This is a genomic window from Streptomyces sp. SID13666, assembly GCF_010548325.1.
Classification (GTDB): Bacteria; Actinomycetota; Actinomycetes; order Streptomycetales; family Streptomycetaceae; genus Actinacidiphila; species Actinacidiphila fildesensis.
In genome coordinates this window covers 22,963-39,844 of sequence record NZ_JAAGLX010000003.1, presented here as the reverse complement: position 1 = coordinate 39,844, position 16,882 = coordinate 22,963, and the positions used below count along the sequence as shown (strand labels likewise).

15 protein-coding genes and 3 pseudogenes are annotated in these 16,882 nt (G+C 69.2%); 7 read left to right on the top strand and 11 right to left on the bottom strand.

Annotated elements, in window-relative coordinates; genetic code table 11:
* Positions 1–6 precede the first annotated feature (6 nt).
* The gene (locus tag G3I60_RS07265) at positions 7–1,788 is read right to left on the bottom strand and encodes a glycoside hydrolase family 15 protein (RefSeq protein ID WP_269286017.1); all 1,782 of its coding nucleotides are present in this window, start codon (positions 1,786–1,788) and stop codon (positions 7–9) included.
* Between the two features lie 161 nt (positions 1,789–1,949).
* Between G3I60_RS07265 and G3I60_RS45190 the strand changes: the two genes are divergently transcribed.
* Positions 1,950–2,750 (top strand): universal stress protein, encoded by an 801-nt coding sequence (locus tag G3I60_RS45190; protein ID WP_343241927.1) that lies wholly within the window; start codon positions 1,950–1,952, stop codon positions 2,748–2,750.
* A 329-nt stretch (positions 2,751–3,079) separates the two neighbouring features.
* Positions 3,080–4,315, top strand: a complete 1,236-nt coding sequence (locus G3I60_RS07255) for a PP2C family protein-serine/threonine phosphatase (protein WP_239069612.1) — start codon at positions 3,080–3,082, stop codon at positions 4,313–4,315.
* Positions 4,316–4,360: 45 nt separating this feature from the next.
* Here G3I60_RS07255 and G3I60_RS07250 read toward each other — a convergent pair whose 3' ends face one another.
* The 3 genes and pseudogenes from G3I60_RS07250 to G3I60_RS45185 all read right to left on the bottom strand — a co-directional run.
* Complete coding sequence (locus G3I60_RS07250; RefSeq protein ID WP_164606879.1) at positions 4,361–7,144, bottom strand: aconitate hydratase; 2,784 nt, start codon at positions 7,142–7,144, stop codon at positions 4,361–4,363.
* Between the two features lie 10 nt (positions 7,145–7,154).
* The gene (locus G3I60_RS07245; RefSeq protein WP_164606877.1) at positions 7,155–7,364 is read right to left on the bottom strand and encodes a hypothetical protein; all 210 of its coding nucleotides are present in this window, start codon (positions 7,362–7,364) and stop codon (positions 7,155–7,157) included.
* Positions 7,365–7,659: 295 nt separating this feature from the next.
* Positions 7,660–7,809: pseudogene (locus G3I60_RS45185) on the bottom strand (acetylxylan esterase); the annotation flags it as partial.
* 127 nt (positions 7,810–7,936) lie between these two features.
* Between G3I60_RS45185 and G3I60_RS07235 the strand changes: the two are divergent.
* A pseudogene (locus G3I60_RS07235) lies at positions 7,937–8,326 on the top strand (2-oxo acid dehydrogenase subunit E2); the annotation flags it as partial.
* A gap of 183 nt (positions 8,327–8,509) precedes the next feature.
* Positions 8,510–8,932, top strand: a complete 423-nt coding sequence (locus tag G3I60_RS47040; RefSeq protein ID WP_203672405.1) for a carboxymuconolactone decarboxylase family protein — start codon at positions 8,510–8,512, stop codon at positions 8,930–8,932.
* On the opposite strand, the gene G3I60_RS07225 is transcribed toward G3I60_RS47040, so the two are convergent.
* On the bottom strand, positions 8,845–9,219 hold the full coding sequence (locus G3I60_RS07225) for an STAS domain-containing protein (protein ID WP_239069611.1): 375 nt from the start codon (positions 9,217–9,219) through the stop codon (positions 8,845–8,847). The two genes, G3I60_RS47040 and G3I60_RS07225, sit on opposite strands and share 88 nt — an antisense overlap.
* 328 nt (positions 9,220–9,547) lie before the next feature.
* Positions 9,548–9,910 carry a DUF488 domain-containing protein gene (locus G3I60_RS07220; protein ID WP_164606872.1) on the bottom strand — a complete coding sequence of 121 codons (363 nt, stop codon included), beginning with the start codon at positions 9,908–9,910 and terminating at the stop codon, positions 9,548–9,550.
* 237 nt (positions 9,911–10,147) lie between these two features.
* On the opposite strand from G3I60_RS07220, the gene G3I60_RS07215 reads away from it, so the two are divergent.
* The gene (locus G3I60_RS07215; RefSeq protein ID WP_164606957.1) at positions 10,148–10,888 is read left to right on the top strand and encodes a uracil-DNA glycosylase; all 741 of its coding nucleotides are present in this window, start codon (positions 10,148–10,150) and stop codon (positions 10,886–10,888) included.
* A 188-nt stretch (positions 10,889–11,076) separates the two neighbouring features.
* Here G3I60_RS07215 and G3I60_RS07210 read toward each other — a convergent pair whose 3' ends face one another.
* The 4 genes from G3I60_RS07210 to folE all read right to left on the bottom strand — a co-directional run bounded on the left by G3I60_RS07210 (position 11,077) and on the right by folE (position 13,800).
* Positions 11,077–11,598: a DUF2231 domain-containing protein gene (locus tag G3I60_RS07210; protein ID WP_164606870.1), complete on the bottom strand. Its 522-nt coding sequence runs from the start codon at positions 11,596–11,598 to the stop codon at positions 11,077–11,079.
* Positions 11,599–11,715: 117 nt separating this feature from the next.
* Complete coding sequence (locus G3I60_RS07205) at positions 11,716–12,003, bottom strand: hypothetical protein (protein ID WP_164606868.1); 288 nt, start codon at positions 12,001–12,003, stop codon at positions 11,716–11,718.
* A 209-nt stretch (positions 12,004–12,212) separates the two neighbouring features.
* Positions 12,213–13,106, bottom strand: a complete 894-nt coding sequence (locus G3I60_RS07200) for a dihydrofolate reductase family protein (protein WP_164606866.1) — start codon at positions 13,104–13,106, stop codon at positions 12,213–12,215.
* Entirely contained in the window at positions 13,099–13,800 is a 702-nt protein-coding gene (folE, locus tag G3I60_RS07195; protein WP_164606864.1) for a GTP cyclohydrolase I, read from the bottom strand. Before folE ends, G3I60_RS07200 begins: the two co-directional genes overlap by 8 nt.
* A 288-nt stretch (positions 13,801–14,088) precedes the next feature.
* Between folE and tal the strand changes: the two genes are divergently transcribed.
* Together tal and G3I60_RS07185 are read left to right on the top strand one after the other, a co-directional pair.
* Positions 14,089–15,240, top strand: coding sequence for a transaldolase (tal, locus tag G3I60_RS07190; protein ID WP_164606862.1), 1,152 nt, complete (start codon positions 14,089–14,091; stop codon positions 15,238–15,240).
* Complete coding sequence (locus G3I60_RS07185; RefSeq protein ID WP_164606860.1) at positions 15,237–16,469, top strand: NAD(P)/FAD-dependent oxidoreductase; 1,233 nt, start codon at positions 15,237–15,239, stop codon at positions 16,467–16,469. The genes tal and G3I60_RS07185 overlap by 4 nt, the downstream gene beginning before the upstream one ends.
* Before the next feature lie 99 nt (positions 16,470–16,568).
* Here the strand turns inward: G3I60_RS07185 and G3I60_RS45180 are convergent.
* A pseudogene (locus G3I60_RS45180) lies at positions 16,569–16,761 on the bottom strand (ATP-binding protein); the annotation flags it as partial.
* Positions 16,762–16,882 lie beyond the last annotated feature (121 nt).

Below are 16,882 nucleotides of genomic sequence, written 5' to 3'. Positions count from 1 at the left end.
CCGGGTTCATCGGGCTGCCACGCTACGGGCCGTGTCGATGGCGGTGGCCGCGCTGATGAGTGCCAGATGGCTGAGTGCTTGGGGGAGGTTGCCGAGGAATGCGCCGTCAGCCGGGTCGATCTCCTCGCTGTACAGGCCAACGTCATTGGCCAGCGCGACCAGGTCATCCATCAAGGTGGCGGCCCGCTCCACCCGCCCGGTCCGTGCCAGGGACTCCGCCAGCCAGAACGAGCAGGCCACGAACGCCCCCTCGCTGCCTTTGATGCCGTCTTCACCGGAGTACCTGGCAACATACGGACCGTTGCGCAGTCTGCGATCGATGGCGTCTACCGTGGAGCGCAGGCGCGGATGGGCGCCGTCGTAGCCGTACAGCAGGCCGAGCAGCACGGCGGCGTCCAGGTCCTCGCTTCCGGCGGACCGTACATAGCAGCCGCCGCGATCTGAGAAGCACTGGTTCTCGATGAAATGGTGGACCTCTTGCCGGGCGGCGCGCCAGCGAGGCGCGTGTCGATCGGGGATCAGCCGCCGTTGTGCCAGATCGATGGCCCGGTCGAGCGCCACCCAGCACATCATCTTGGACTGTGTGAAGTGGAGGGGCGTGCTGCGGACCTCCCAGATTCCGGAGTCGGGCCGCTGCCAGCCGGCGCAGACGAAGTCAGCCAGTTCCGCCAGCCTGCGGGCTACGTCCGCGTCCAGCCGCCCCGTCGCACCGGCATACAACCAACCGGTATGCAGCAACTCGCCGTAGGTGTCCAACTGGACCTGGTCGACGGCCGCATTGCCGGTCCGCACCGGAGCCGAGCCCCGGTAGCCCGCCAGTGGAAGGACCCGCTCGTGGGCGGGGGCTCCGCCGTCCAGCCGGTAGAGGACCCGCAGCCGTGGGTGCGTGAGCTGGGAGGCGTGCATCAGCCACCAGAAGTAGGCATGTGCCTCAGCAGGGCACCCGAGTTGCAGGAACGCGTCCAGAGCAAACGCTGAGTCCCGAATCCAGGAGAACCGGTAGTCCCAGTTGCGTTGGCCGCCTATGTACTCCGGCAGGGAGGAGGTCGCCGCGGCGGCGACCGCTCCTGACTGGGCGAAGACGAGCAGCTTCAGTACGAGCGCACTGCGTGAGACCGCTTCCTGCCACGGCCCGGAGTACTCCCGTGAGCCGGCCCAGCGGCGCCATGTTTGGCACGTGCGCTCCATCCTCGCCTCGCACTCGCCGCGGGTCGGCAGAACGAGCGGCTCCTGGTGGGCAAACGGCACAGCGATCAGGGCCGTGGCGCCTTCGCACAGGTCGAACCGGCCTCCGACTGCGCCGTCATGGCACTCCACCACGCCGACATCCCAGCCACACACAGCCAGCGCATCGGCACCATCGATGGCCACCGGGATACCCCGGCGCCATTCCATGCGCGGTGCGCGAGAGCCGTAGCCGTACCGGGGCCGTAGGCTCCAGCGCATCGGCACGGTCCCCGCCACACCGTCGAGCCTGCGCTGCAGTTCCCGCATCGGAGTGAGCGCCAGGTCGTCGTCCAGCGAAAGCGCGTCCGTGACCCTTGCCGTCCCCCGCTCCGTACGGAATGTCGTCTCCAGTACATTCGTGCCAGGCAGGTACCTGCGGGTCACCTGGTACGGCTCCTCGGGCTCCAACTGGAACCGGCCACCACGAGAGGCGTCCAGGGCACCGGCGAAGACCGTCGGCGCGTCCAGGTCCGGCAGCCCCAGCCAGTCCAACGAACCGTCCGCAGCGATCAAAGCCACGGTCCGGCCGTCACCGATCACCGCGTAGTCACGCAGAGGCACGTAGCCGTCCACCCGAGCCGTCCTGCGCGCCGCCGCAGCCCAGCCGGTCCCAGGTCGACCGTCAGCCTCCATGGCTCTACTGTCCCACCGGCCGCATTGTCCCGCTCGCCTCCCAGCAAGCGCGCACGACCGCCTGGTCAGGCTTACCCCGCCCGTCCGAGGTGGAGCGGCACCGCCGGGATGGAGGCCAACATGGATACGTCCTGAATCGCGCCGGCTTCGTTGGAGACTGTGACTCGCGGAGTCGTATCGCGTCGCATCCGGGTACTACGCCGCCATTGCTCCCACGGTGCAGCAGGCGCCGCCATGCGCCGAGAGCGAACAGGAGCGGGACTAGCCACGTGCACAACGACGACAGCACTGTGGGCGAACGGGCCGCGGCACAGCAGCCGATTGGGTGCGGCAGGCCCCCGGCTGTGCGCGAGGCTGATCCCGAGCCCGAGGCACCGGTATCCTGCCCAGTGTGCCCCTCCATCGAGCGTGTGAGTGCAGCCGTGACGTCAGATGAGACGTCGCCTGCGCCGCCTGCTGCTCCGGCGCATCCTGTTCTGGTGGGCTATGACGGATCGAGAGCCAGCCGCCGTGCACTGGCCTGGGCCACCGGGCTGGCCCGCCGGACCAGCAGGCCACTGCTCGTGGCACACATCAGCCCGGATCCCTCGCGGTATGATATGGGAACGGACGCCCCCTTCGTCTTCGTCGCCGACCCCGAGGACGATGTGCTCGATCGGCTACGCGCGGAACTCGCCGACGCACTCACCGCGGCCACCCTGGCCGGCGTGGAGGTTCACGTCGCCGACTGCGTCGGCGACACGGCGCGCCAGCTGGCTCGCCTGGCGGACGAGCACTGGGCGGAGGCCCTGGTGCTGGGAGCACCGGAGCACCGGTTGCACCACTTGATCGGGTCGGTACCGGCATGGATGGCCCGCCGCGCGCACTGCCCCGTCGTCGTCGTGCCCTGACCTCTCCTTTGCCGTGGTCGGCCTGGCAAGGGCTTGCGGAGGCAGGCGCCGTTCCGACATCGTGCCGCATGCTGCGGCGGTGTGTTCCTGGGCTGGGATCTCCACGCGTCAAGCGCGAGTTGTGGCTGCTCCCAATTCGGGCAAGACCGTAGGGTGTCGGACAGGCGTCCAGGTGCTGACGGCGCAGGGAGGAAGCAGGCATGGCGCACAATCCCAGGCGGCGGCCGGAGCAGACTTCCAAGCCTCCAACGACGGCGAGCGACGAGACCCAACTGTCGGCTGAGGCGCAATCCCCGGATGCGCCGAGGACGGAGCCCACGCCCCGCGCATTGGGGCAGCGCCAGCTGCAACGATTGCTGGACGCAGTGGTGGCCATCAGCGCCGACATGGACACCCGGGCGGTCTTGCACCACATCGTGGAGGCGGGCACCGACCTGGTAGGCGCGCGCTACGGAGCACTGGGCGTGCTCGGGGAGAGCGGTGAGTTCGCCGATCTGATCACGGTCGGGGTGGATGCGGAGCACCTTACGGCCACCGTGGGGCTCCCGCAGCGGCACGGCTTGCTCGGCAGCCTGGTCTCGGACCGGCAACCGCTTCAGGTGCCAGACATCCTGGCCGACCCCCGCTCCGTCGGCTTCCCGCCCGGCCACCCCGTGATGAGGACGCTGCTGGGGGCGCCGCTGATGGTGCGCGGCACGGTCTACGGCAACCTGTACCTGGCCGACAAGACGGACGGGACGTCCTTCGGTGACGACGACGAGGCGCTGCTGACCGCGCTGGCCAGCGCTGCGGGCGTCAGCATCGAGAACGCCCGCCTGTACGGGCAGCTCAACCGTGCCGCCGAGCACTTCCAGCGCAGCATGCTGCCCACTCTGCCCGACCTGGCGCCGGTCGAGGTCTATGCCCGCTACGAGCCCGCGTCGGACCTGCCGAAACTCGGCGGTGACTGGTACGACGCCCTGGTGCTGCCAGACGGGGCGACCTGTGTCGTTGTTGGCGACGTCACCGGCCACGATGCGCAGGTCGCCCCGGTGATGGGGCAGATCCGCAACATGCTGCGTGCCCTGGCCTACGACCGGGGCGGGCCGCCCAGCCTGGTGGTGTCGAAGCTCGACGCGGCCCTGACCATGTTCGGCGATCCGACCGCCGCCACGCTGGTGCTCGGCCGCATCGAGCGCGGCGGTGAGAGCGAGGACGCGTACAGGTTCCGCTGGACCAACGCCGGGCATCCGCCGCCGCTGCTGGTCGCCGCGGACGGCCACACCCGCTACCTCGCCCCGGCCCGCCATGGGATCCCCGTCGGCATCGACCCGTCCGTGCCCCGGTTCGACCACACACACCCGCTGTCACCGGGTACCACGCTGCTGCTGTTCACCGACGGCCTGGTGGAACGCCGTGACCAGGACATCGACGACACGCTGCGCGCGCTGGCCGACCATGCCTCTAGGCTGGCCCGCGCGCCGCTGGACGCGTTCTGCGACGAGCTGCTGACCGAGCGCGGCCAGAGGTTCGACGACGATGTCGCCCTGCTCGCCGTGCGCCTGCCCGACACGGCCGGCCAGTGAGCCACGTCGGCTGGTTTCCGTAGGCCCGGGTGGAGCGGTGCCGGTTCACGCCGACGGCAGCAGGGTGCGCAGTGCGTAGGGCAGGATGCCGCCATGACGGAAGTAGTCGCCCTCGGTGGGGGTGTCGATACGGACACGGGCCGCGAACTGAAGCACGCCGGCCGGACCCACGGCGGTGACCGTGACCTCCCGGGGCATTTCCCCCGGGCCCGCCAGGCCGCGGACTGCGTACGTTTCCTCGCCGGTCAGGCCGAGGGACTCTCGGCTCTGGCCGGGGGTGAACTGCAGAGGCAGGACGCCCAGGCCGATGAGGTTGGAGCGGTGAATGCGCTCATACGACTCGGCCAGTACGGCGCGCACACCCAGCAGGGCGGTGCCCTTGGCTGCCCAGTCGCGGGAGGAGCCGGAGCCGTACTCCTTTCCGGCGATCACCAGCAGCGGCACGCCCTCGGCCGCGTACCGTGTCGCCGCGTCGTAGATGGTGCTCTGCTCCCCGTCGGGAAGGTGCCGGGTGACGCCCCCCTCAGTGCCCGGCGCGAGCAGGTTGCGGAGCCTGATGTTGGCAAAGGTGCCTCGGATCATCACCTCGTGGTTGCCGCGCCGGGAACCGTAGGAGTTGAACTCCCTCGGTGCGACGCCGTGGCCGGTGAGGTACTCCCCGGCGGGAGAGTCGCGCTTGATGGCGCCCGCGGGTGAGATGTGGTCGGTGGTGACCGAGTCGCCGAGCAGGGCCAGCACCCGAGCGCCCTCGATGTCGTGCAACGGCTCGGGCGTGCGACTCATGCCGTCGAAGTAGGGCGGCCTGCGCACATAGGTGGAATCGGGGTCCCAGGCGAACAACTCGCCTTCCGGGGTGGGCAGGGCCCGCCACTGCTCGCCACCCGCGAAGACGTCCGCGTAGTCGCGGGTGAACATCTCCGGCCGCAGGCAGGAAGCGATGACGTCCTGGACCTCCTGCTGGCTGGGCCAGATGTCGCGCAGGAACACCGGCTTGCCGTCGCCTCCGGTGCCGAGTGGGTCGCGGGTGAGGTCGAAGGTCATTGACCCGGCCAGTGCGTAGGCGACCACCAGCGGCGGGGAGGCAAGGTAGTTGAGTTTCGTCTGGGGGTGGATGCGGCCTTCGAAGTTGCGGTTGCCGGAGAGCACCGCGGCCACTGCCAGATCGTGTTCGGACACGGCGCGGGCCACCTCGTCGATCAATGGGCCGGAATTTCCGATGCAGGTGGTGCAGCCGTAGCCGACGAGGGCGAAGCCGAGCTTGTCCAGGTACGGGACCAGGCCGGCGCTTGCCAAGTAGTCCATGACGACCTTCGAGCCGGGGGCGAGGGAAGTCTTCACCCACGGTTTCGGCCTCAGCCCGTGTTCGACCGCCTTCCTGGCGAGCAGGGCGGCGCCGACCATGACCTGCGGGTTGGACGTGTTGGTGCAGGAGGTGATCGCGGCGATCACCACCGAGCCGTGACCGATCTCGACGCTGGTTCCGTCCTTCAGCGTCAGACGGGTGATGTTCAGGGGCGGGTCGTCCGCGGCTGGGGCGGTCTCGAAGTGTGCGGGTGCGTCACCGGGGCGGTTGCCGGTCACCGCGACGGGGTCGGAGGCGGGGAAGGATTCCGCGCTGCTCGCGTCCAGCCCGACCGGCGCGGGGTCCCAGCGGACATATCCGTCCAGTGTGGCGTGGAAGGCGCGCGGTGCGTCCGCGAGCGGGATGCGGTCCTGTGGGCGTTTCGGCCCGGCGATCGACGGCACGACAGCCGACAGGTCCAACTCCAGCGTCTGGGAGTAGGTGGGCTCGTGACTGGCGTCGTGCCACAGGCCCTGTTCCTTGGCGTACGCCTCGACGAGCGCCACCTGCTCGGCGCTGCGTCCGGTGAGCCGCAGGTAGGAGAGTGTCTCGTCATCGATGGGGAAGATCGCACAGGTCGCGCCGTACTCCGGGCTCATGTTGCCGATGGTGGCCCTGTTGGCGAGCGGCACGTTGGCCACGCCGGGACCGTAGAACTCCACGAAGGTGCCCACCACGCCGTGCGCGCGCAGTTTCTCGGCGATGGTCAGCACCAGGTCGGTGGCGGTGCTGCCCTCGGGCAGTGCGCCGGTCAGCTTCACTCCGATGACCCGGGGGATGAGCATGCTCAGGGGCAGGCCGAGCATGGCCGCTTCCGCTTCGATGCCGCCCACGCCCCAGCCGAGTACGCCAAGTCCGTTGACCATCGGGGTGTGGGAGTCGGTGCCGACCAGGGTGTCGGGGAAGGCCACCCCGTCTTCGCCGAAAACGACGCGTGCCAAGTGCTCCAGGTTCACCTGGTGACAGATGCCGGTGCCCGGCGGAACGACGCGCAGGTTGTCGAAGGCGTTCTGGCCCCAGCGCAGGAACTGGTAGCGCTCGGCATTGCGCCGGAACTCCAACTCGACATTGCGGTCGAACGCCTCCGGAACGCCGTAGTGGTCGGCAATCACGGAGTGGTCGATGACCAGTTCCACCGGCCGCAACGGGTCGATGCGCGCCGCATCGCCACCCAGGGCGGCCAACGCCTCGCGCATCGCCACCAGGTCCACGATGCACGGCACGCCCGTGAAGTCCTGCATCAGCACTCGTGCCGGGGTGAACTGGATCTCGGTGGCCGGCTCGGCGGCCGGATCCCAGCCGGCCAGCGCGCTGATCTGGTCGGCGGTCACCGTATGGCCGTCCTCGTTGCGCAGTAGGTTCTCCAACAGCAACTTCAGGCTGTACGGGAGCCGCGCGGCCCTTTCGACCGCGTCGAGCCGGTAGATGGTGAAGGAGAATCCGGCGGCGGAAAGCGGTCCTCGGGCGGCAAAACTGTCGACGGTCACGGAAGGCTCCTCAGGATCGGCTGGCTCCAGGGATGTTCGGCGGCAGGTCGAGTCCGTCGAGGCTGGTGACCGGTGCGTGCAGTCCTGCAGCGAGCCTGTTCCAGCCGTTGATCACCACGAGGGCGAAGGTCAGGGCGACGGTTTTCTCTGATGTACAGACGGACTCTGCGGTGTGGGCTTCGTTCGGGGCCAGCCCGTAGGCCACGTACGCCGTCGCCACCGGTCGGTGCGACGCGTACGCGCCCCGGTGTCGGCCCGGGGCCTGTTCTTCGCGTTCACCGCCATCATCGGTTCCCGTCCCGCGCCGCAGGCGGGCGCTCCAGCGGCCCCCGTCACAGTCGGAGAACCGCCCGCACTCATGGTCAGCGGCTTTCCCGCCTCCGGCAACCCGGGCGACGGAGCCCAGGCCCTCCACCGTGCAGGCTCGGCAGGCGGCAGCGCCACACTGGTCCGCCGCACCCGCCGCTCAGGAGTGGACATCCCGAACCGTCGGGCATTGCGTTGTCGCCGGGAGCGAACTCCACGACCAGCGGCAGCAGACCCTCGGCGGCGGCCAGCATCTTCAGCCAGCCCTTCACCAGATGGCCGCTGTACCCCGCGAACGTCACGTCGTAGACCGTGACCATGGCCAGGCCCGTGTCGACCGGCTCGAAGCAGGCGTCCAGGCGAGGGACGAACAGGGCCATGAAGGACTGCATTACTAAGTGGCCATACTGACCGTCCCCGTCATCCACGACGTCGACCGCAAGACCCTCACCGAGAGCGCTCGCGAAGCCCCGCGCCCTCGCCGACAGGGCCCCGCGCCGGGCACCTCAGCCTCGACAATCTCGCCGACGGCACCTTCACCACGGCAACCTCGGCCCCTACGGCATCGACCACTTCACCGCCGTCATCAGTCCCCCGCAGGCATCCATCCTCGCCGTCGGAGCCGCCCACCCCGAACCCGTCGTCCGCGACGGCGAACTCGCCGCCGGCACAGTGATGGCCCTGACCCACTCCATCGACCACCGGGCCCTCGACGGCGCCACCGGCGCCCTTTTCCTCACCGCCCTCAAGGCACTGCTCGAACAGCCGATGCGCATCGTCGTGTACGAAGACCGCCGTGATTTCGCTCTACTGCGGCACCAGGCAGCCCAGCTGCCCATCGACAGCATGAGTAGCAGCTCCTCACCCGCTCACTGACGCGCCCGTCCGACACCCTGACGCGAACAAGCGGAGGCAACACCACGAGTGAGGCCGTCTACCACCCAGCCACCCGCTGAGATCGGCCGGCGACGCGGCCAACTCGCCCCGGTCATCAACGAAGCGTTCGACAACTTCAGCCGCGCCTTCTTCGCAGAGGCTCTGCCGGAGTAGACCAAGCAGTTGATCGCCGTCGCAGTCGCCCACCTGACCCAGTGTCCGTACTGCGTCCAGGGGCACACCCGCCTCGCGCGGCGCAAAGGCGCCGAGCCTCAGGAGACCATGGGCGATCTGGGTCGCGGCCGAGGTGCGTGTCGGCGGCGCCGATGCCCACTCCACCCTCCCCCTGCACGCCATGGAGGAGACCGAACCCCCCGTACCCGTGACCTCACCATGGTTGCCGTATCTCTCGCCATCCCTCACCGGCGCGATGCCTCAGGCCGGGATGCGCTGCTCCAAACCGGGCGAGGCTTCGACAACGTTGCGCAGCAGAAGCAGGTCGTTCCCGTGAGAGTTCCTCAGCTTGACGGGCGGGGCCAGTGCGCCAGGCTGCCGAGCGAGGGAGCACTGCGCGTTGCCTCTTCTGGTGAGGGGTGGATCTCGTAAGCGTTACGCAGGCCGCTGATGTCGAAGACTCTGACGATCCGGCCGGAGGCGGACGCGATCCGCAGTGAGCCTTCGTGTTCACGGATGCGTTTCGTGACCGCCACGACCATGCCCAGCCCCATCGAGTCCATGAAGGATACGAAGCTCAGATCCAGGACGAAGTGGCGGTGTCCGCCGTCGACGAGCTTGATCACTGCTTCACGGACCAGGGGGGAGGTGTGGGCGTCCACCTCGCCGTCGATCTCAACAACCGTCCAGCCGTTCACCACGTCGTAGCTGACGGTCATGCGCTCCTTGCGGATGATGTTCGTTCGCACCATCATCGCTCCTCACATCTCGGGCGCAGGATCCCCCAGCATGGCGCCACACCTGGCGATGGACTCGTCCGCGCGGCGCCGATGGACCAGCACCCCGAGGTCCTTGATGGCGGAGACAGTCGACCAGGACTCGTCCGCGGTCTGTCAGAGAGAGCGAGCCGGGGCATGGTCGACGCAGACCGTGACGGGCCAGTGCAGGCCACGCCCACGACACAGCACCGCACGACGTAAGCTGCGCCCCACCCGCCGTCGACGACAAAAATCAGCCCTCGCCGTCCTTGAGACCCTCGTGTGTTCGTCACCGTTTCTTGGTTAGCCATGCGGCCAGGACAGCGGCCTGGCTGTGGTCCACGTCCTTGGTGGCGGTCAACAGCATGAGCTTGTCGTGCGCCGCCAGGCCACGCAGATGCTCGGCGGCTTCGCGGTGCCCGGCATCGCGTAGTTCTGCCAGGTAGCGGCGACGGAACTCCGTGAAGCGGCTGGGCTCATGGCTGTACCACTTGCGCAGTTCGCTTGTCGGGGCGACATCACGCAGCCACTCGTCCAGGTTGGCGTCCTCCTTGCGCATGCCCCGCGGCCAAACCCGGTCGACGAGCACCCGCTTGCCGTCCTCGGGCGAGGTCTCCTCATAGACTCGGCGATAGGTGATCTGTTCGGCCATGACGGCACCCTTCAGATCGATCGGCCGCTCCTGGCCCGGGACCGGTGGACAGCGGTGACGTCACCTGTGGGAGCGGATGTGTTCGGCTCACCCAATTTTATCGCCGAGTGGGTGGGCTGGCCGGAGATCGGCTGTCGGTACCCGCGCCCTCAGCCCGAAGGAGAGGAGAACGGTGTGCGCGACACAGGCCCTGCCACCCCGGAGCCGCAGCAGTTCCCGGCCGCGACCGCACCACGGATGCGTGACGTGAGCAGGCTGGACGCCGCCGTGACCACCTGCCGGGCCTGCCCGCGCCTGGTGGCCTGGCGGGAAGAGGTCGCCCTGGTCAAGCGCCGGGCATACAGAGAGTGGGAGTACTGGGCGAGGCCGGTACCCGGCCTCGGCCCGCCGGACGCGGCGCTGGCCATCGTCGGCCTGGCACCGGCCGCGCACGGCGGCAACCGCACCGGGCGCATCTTCACCGGCGACCCGTCCGGCGACGTGCTGTACGCCGCCCTGTACGACCTCGGCCTGGCCTCCCAGCCGACCGCCACCCACCGCGGTGACGGTATGCAACTGTACGGGCTGCGGATCACGGTGCCCGTGCACTGCGCGCCGCCCGGCAATCAGCCCACCACTACCGAGCGCGACACCTGCCGTCCGTGGCTCGCCCGCGAACTGCAACTTTTGCGACCGACGCTGCGGGCCATCGTGGTGCTCGGCGGCTTCGCCTGGCAGGCGCTGCTGCCCGTGCTGACGAGCGCAGGCTGGCAGCTGCCCCGCCCCCGCCCAGCCTTTGGCCACGGCACCGAAGCCCTCCTCACCGACGCAGGCGGTGAACGGCGGATACACCTGATCGGCGGGTACCACCCCAGCCAGCGCAACATGTCCACCCGCACCCTGACCCCCGCCATGCTCCGCGACGTGCTGCACCGGGGCGCCGTGCTCGCCGGGCTGCCACAGGAGCCACAGCACCCGCAGGCACCCTTCCCTCCCTGAGACGCCGCGGTAGGCATCCTCCGTTCGCCTCCGCCTGTCTGCGCGTCCAAGAGGCTTCGGTGTCGAAGCCGCCCTGCGCTATATCCAGCCGTCGGCTCAGAGGCCGTCGTGAGGACGCTTCCTCCAGCCGCACGGGCGGGGTGCCTCCCGGGGCCCGGGGCCGCCGGGCCCAGCCAACGCGACGTGGGTCAGGCGGCGTGACGCTTGTGAGTGACGATCCGGTGCACGTTCTGCACCTCGAGTTCGTCGAGTTCCTGTGTCGGGGTGAGGCGGATGCCGATGTGATAGTCCTGAACCAGCATCCAGCCGAGGAAGCCGGCGGCGAGGGTGCACAGGACGCCAGCCGAGGTGAGGGCGAGGCCAAGGGTGGTTCCGGTGGCCGGGCCATTCCAGTGGGTGACGTACGTCCCCAGGCTGATGGCGAACAGCGCGAGGGCGGTCACGTTGAGGCCGGCGTGGGCCAGACCGACGGTTTTGGCCGCCGAGCCGCGCGGGATCCCGAAGGCCCAGTCGACGAGTCCGGGGATTGCGGCGAGCAGTGCGCTGCCGACGCCCACGATGTTCAGTGCGATCGCCAGGTTGAGCCAGAACTGGTGCCCGGTGGCCGCGTACACGGCGAAGCCCACCAGGGTTCCGGTGTAACTGGCGACCGGAAAGCCGATCAGCATCGGGTGAATGGGGTGACCGGCGAGCGTGGCTTTGCTGTACATGTAGCCTCCCAAGTGCGCCCCCCGTTCGATCGCTCTTCGTCTCTCCGCGGGTGGGATCCGCAACCCGTCCGGCGCGCTGGCGGACCCCGCCAGGCCAAACGTGTGCAGGGCGGCGCGTCAGGAACCCTTGAGGCGGCGGCTCAGCTCATCGATGTAGTGGTCACCGTAGACGGCCGCGACATCGTCGAGATCGACCATCGGGGGAAAGTCCATGACGGGCTGCCGCTCGGCGAGGTAGAGGGCGGTTTCCTCGATCACCCGCTGCTCGTCGGCCTCTGCCGCACCGACCTGGTCGACGACGGCCGGACTTGCCTGGAACCGGGACTCGATCACGTCACCGCTGTACCAGGTGCGCACCAGATAGTCGTGATCCCCCATCGGCTCGATCTGGAATTGCTCGGACATGACCACAGACTACCCGTGATGCCGGCGACTATCACGGCGTGGCTCACCATGAGGGCTTTGGTGTGTCCCGGGATGCCACAGGTGGCTACGGAGTGTTCCGGATGAGCTCTGGGGGCGCTTGCCCGGGGCCGTGTTTGATCAGTGCCGGTACGGCTACGCTCCGGTGGGCGGGCCTGAAGGGCCGCGCGGTCGATCTGGGCTGCCTCTCTTCATCGAGGCGGCACTTGGCGGTAGCTGTCGTCGGCCTCGGGGCGGCGACCGGGCAGTCGGTAGCGCAGGAACACATAGGAAGCGCGCTGCCGGGCGCTGATCAGGTCGGCTGTCTCGTGCCAGGTCGGGAGGAGTTCGAGCCCGGCGATCAGTCCGTGGCGGGTGGTGTCTGCGCGGCCGGCCAGTACGGGAGACAGGGTCAGGAACAGTTCGTTCAGGATGCCGGCGCCGACGAGTTGCCCGACCAGGCGCGGCCCTGCCTCGGAGAGGATCGTGGTGTGCCCGCGGGCGCGGATGGTGTCGAGCACCTGCGGGATGCGCAGGGTCGGGCCGTCGCCGAGGGGAAGGATGGTGCAGGTCGGTGGGAGGCGTCCGGCGAGGCGGCCGGCACCTTGGGTGGTGGTGGCGATGAGCGCGCCCGCCTGCAGGGCGGGGTGCTCGGCCGGCAGGATGCCGCTCGCGGTGACGACGACCAGTTCCGGCTCGGCAGCTCGGCGCCGGTGGTGGCGGAGCTGGGCGAAGTCTGCTGCGGCGGCCGGGTAGACGTGCTCGGGCGTCCACCGGTGGCGGGGTGAGGCGCGCAGCGTGCCTGCTCCGATGAGGACGGCGTCGGCGCAGGCCCGCAGCAGTCCCATGACGAACCGGTCCGCGGGTTCGCGTCCGCTGATCGTCGAACCGGATGACGAGTATTGCGGGCCGAGCGACACCACCCCGTCGAGGGAAGCGACGAAGTTGGCGTACAGGCACGGTTCGGGGAAGCCGAGGTCGCCTCCGTACAGTGCGGCGAGCGCCGGTGGCAGGCCCCAGCGGGGCGCCTCGGGTTCCTCATACAGCCGCACCAGCGGCTCGGTGTGGGGGACGGGGGCCGTGGGGGCGGCGTCAGGTTCAGCCACGGCTGGTGCTTCTGGGGCCGCACAGGTGGAAGAACTCCATTCTCAGCTGGTCCTCGGTGTCGTAGGTGCCGCGCCAGTAGGTGGTGCGGGTGCTGGACTCGATCTCGCGGACGCCGCGCATCTGCGTGCACAGGTGCACCGCCTCCAGGTGCACGGCGACGCCGTGCGGTTGCAGGATGCGTACCAGCGCGTCGGCGAGTTGCTGGCCGATGCGCTCCTGCACCGAGAAGCGGCGGGCGAACAGCCGTACCAGTCGGGTCAATTTGGACAGGCCGAGGATGTGCTCGTGGGCGACGTAACCGACGTAGGCGATGCCGAAGAACGGCAGGCTGTGGTGCTCACAGAGGGCGAAGAACGGGATCGGCCCCTCCACCACCTGGCTGATGCGGCAGTCAGGGCCGCCGCGGCACTCGGTCGGGAACGCGGTGACCAGCTTCTCGTCCCCCTCGTATCCGCTGGTCGCGTCGAAGAGCGCGCGGAGGAAGCGGCGCGGGGTATCGGCCGTCGAGAGGGATCCCGGCATGCCCAGGGCTGTGAAGATCTCCTGCATGTAGCCCTCGAACTGCTGCCACTGCTCGGGGGTGATGCGCCGGGGGCGGACGGCGGCCCATTCTTCACTGTCGTAACCGATGTCGTCGCCGGCCAGGCCGCCGACTTTCGGCGCCTCACTCGGTGGCTGCTGTTGATCATTCACGTATCGTCACTTCCTGTGGACGTCTGTTCGCCGCAGCCGCCTGGGCCCGGGCCTGCTCCTCGCGGTCGATCTCGAACCGGCCGTCCGTGCACCGGCTATACCTTCGACGTCTTGATCATGCAGTCAGCGCGGTGATGGTGCACCCTGGGGCGGCCTCGCCGTAGGTGTGCGTTTGGCCGGTGTCTGACCCGCCGAGGGTCGACCTGCGGCCGGGCGCGTTCTGGGTGAGTCTTGACTTGAGGAGTCTTTCGCGGTTCATGACGCCCGCGCCGGCAAGGGAGGCATACGGTGACCGACACGCTCGCTCAGCTGTCCGAGTCCGGGGTTTCGGTCTGGTTGGACGACCTGAGCCGGCAGCGGCTCGTCGAGGGCAGCCTGGCCAGGCTGATCGCGGAACGGCACGTCGTCGGCGTGACGACCAATCCGACGATCTTCGCCAGGGCCATCGAGCACAGCGACTGCTACGACGAGCAGATCACGGATCTGTCGTTGCGCGGGGTCGGTGTGGAGGAGGCGCTGCGCGTGCTGACCACTTTCGACGTGCGCTGGGCCTGCGACGTGCTGCGGCCGGCGTACGACGCCAGCGGGGGTGTGGACGGGCGGGTATCGATCGAGGTCGACCCGCGGCTCGCGCATGACACCGCGCGCACGGTCGCCGAGGCCCGGGCGCTGTGGTGGCTGGTGGACCGGCCGAACCTGTTCGTGAAGATCCCCGCCGCCAAACAGGGCCTGGAGGCGATCAGCGCCTGTCTAGCCGAGGGCATCAGCATCAACGTCACGCTGCTGTTCTCACTGGAGCGCTACGACGCGGTGACGGAGGCGTTCCTGACCGGGATGGAACGCGCCCGGGACGCCGGACACGACCTGTCCGGCATCACGTCGGTGGCGTCGTTCTTCGTCTCCCGGGTGGATACAGAGATCGACCGGCGGCTCGACCGGACGGGCGGCGAGAAGGCCGCCGCGCTGCGAGGGCGCGCCGCCATCGCCAACGCCCGCATTGCCTACGAGCACTACGAGCACATGCTCGCCACCGACCGGTGGCAGCGGCTGGAACAGGCCGGTGCCCGGCCGCAGCGGCTGCTGTGGGCGTCCACAGGCGTGAAGGATCCCGCGTATGAGGACACCCGGTACGTCGTCGACCTGGTCGCACCAGACGTGGTCAACACCATGCCGGAGGCCACCCTGAACGCGGTCGCCGACCACGCGGTGCTGCCGGCCGGCAGCATCCGCGACACCTACGGCGAGGCACACCAGGTGCTCGAGGACCTCGCTGACGCCGGGGTCGACTACCGCGACGTTGTCCAGGTGCTGGAGGACCAGGGCCTCGAGACGTTCGACGCCAGCTGGGACGAACTGGCAGGGAAACTCGCGGCACGACTGCACGCCTCCGACAGCGCCCGGCCCGAGCGCACCGCTGACAGCAGGGAGCACGCGCGATGACACCACCCACGTTCGTAATCGTCGGAGCGAGCCTGGCCGGCGCCAAAGCCGCCGAAGCGCTGCGCGGGCACGGCTTCGACGGCCGGATCCTACTCATCGGGGACGAGCCGGACCGGCCCTACGAGCGGCCGCCACTGTCCAAGGGCTACCTGCAGGGCAAGCAGGACCGCGACACGATCTTCGTCCACCCGGCACAGTGGTACATCGACCAGGCCATCGACCTGCGGAGGGACACCCTCGTCACCGAACTCGACCGCGACCAGCGCACGGTCACCGTCTCCGGCGGCGAGACGATCGGCTACGACAAGCTGCTGCTGACCACAGGCGCCTCCCCGCGCCGCCTCCCCGTACCCGGCGCGGACCTCGACGGCGTGCTCTACCTGCGCCGCGTCGGCGACTGCGAACGCATCCAGCGGACCTTCCAGTCCGCCTCCCGCATCGTCTTCGTCGGCGGCGGCTGGATCGGCCTGGAAGTGGCCGCCGCCGCCCGGGAGGCCGGCGTGGAGGTGACCGTCCTGGAGGCGGACGAACTGCCGCTGCTGCGCGTGCTGGGCCGGCAGATCGCTCCCGTCTTCGCCGACCTCCACCGGGAACACGGCGTGGACCTGCGCCTGACCGCACAGGTCGCCGAGATCGTCGGCGAGAACGGGACGGCCGCCGGCGTCCGGCTGGCCGACGGCACCCGCATCGACGCCGACGCTGTCGTGGTCGGCATCGGCGCCGTCCCCAACTCCCAACTGGCCGTCGCATCGGGCCTCCACGTCGACAACGGCATCACCGTTGACGCCTCCCTGCGGACCTCCGACCCGAACATCCACGCAGCGGGCGACGTGGGCAACGCCTTCCACCCGATGCTCGGCAAGCACATCCGGGTGGAACACTGGGCCAACGCCCTCCACCAGCCCGAGACGGCAGCACGATCGATGCTGGGCGAGGCTGCCTCCTACGACCGCGTGCCCTACTTCTTCACCGACCAGTACGACCTGGGCATGGAGTACGCCGGCTACGCCGAACCCGGCGACTACGACGACGTGGTCGTCCGCGGCGACCTGACGAGCATGCAGTTCATCGCCTTCTGGACGGCCCAGGGCCGCGTGCTGGCCGGCATGAACGTCAACATCTGGGACGTTAACGAAGCGATCCAGCACCTGGTCCGCTCCGGCACTCAGGTCGACCGGGACCGGCTGGCCGATCCGGACGTGCCACTGGAGGAACTCGCCGCCGGGTGAGGTCCTGGTGAGAAACCCGCATAGACCAGCCGGAGGTGCCGCCGATCCCCAGCGTGCCGTGACGGCTGGGCCACGCCCATCACATCTCTCGGCCAGATCACCGGTGATCCGCAACTCCAGAAGCACGGGACCGGGGGCGTACTTGCCGGCATTGGTAACCAGTTCGCTGACCACCAGTGCGTGAGGTCCGTGGCGCCGATACCGGCAGCCCGAATTCGGCCTGCAACCGCGTGAGAAGACCGGCAGCCGCCAGACAGCGGGCCTTGGCGATGCACTCGCTGTCACCGTCCAACGCTGCTGTGAGCCGCGGGGCTCGGGACCCGGCACCGTACGGCCCTCGCCCAGGGAGATGTGTTCCATCTAGGTCGCCTTGCACCTTGTTCGCAGAAGACGCACGTATACCCGCAGCCGCG

Coding starts and splice junctions, on each gene's coding strand:
- G3I60_RS07225 (WP_239069611.1), bottom strand. CDS start 9,219: ATGACCGTCAGCTACGACGTGGTGAACGGCTGGACGGTTGTTGAGATC.
- G3I60_RS07220 (WP_164606872.1), bottom strand. CDS start 9,910: ATGGCCGAACAGATCACCTATCGCCGAGTCTATGAGGAGACCTCGCCC.
- G3I60_RS07215 (WP_164606957.1), top strand. CDS start 10,148: ATGCGTGACGTGAGCAGGCTGGACGCCGCCGTGACCACCTGCCGGGCC.
- G3I60_RS07210 (WP_164606870.1), bottom strand. CDS start 11,598: ATGTACAGCAAAGCCACGCTCGCCGGTCACCCCATTCACCCGATGCTG.
- G3I60_RS07205 (WP_164606868.1), bottom strand. CDS start 12,003: ATGTCCGAGCAATTCCAGATCGAGCCGATGGGGGATCACGACTATCTG.
- G3I60_RS07185 (WP_164606860.1), top strand. CDS start 15,237: ATGACACCACCCACGTTCGTAATCGTCGGAGCGAGCCTGGCCGGCGCC.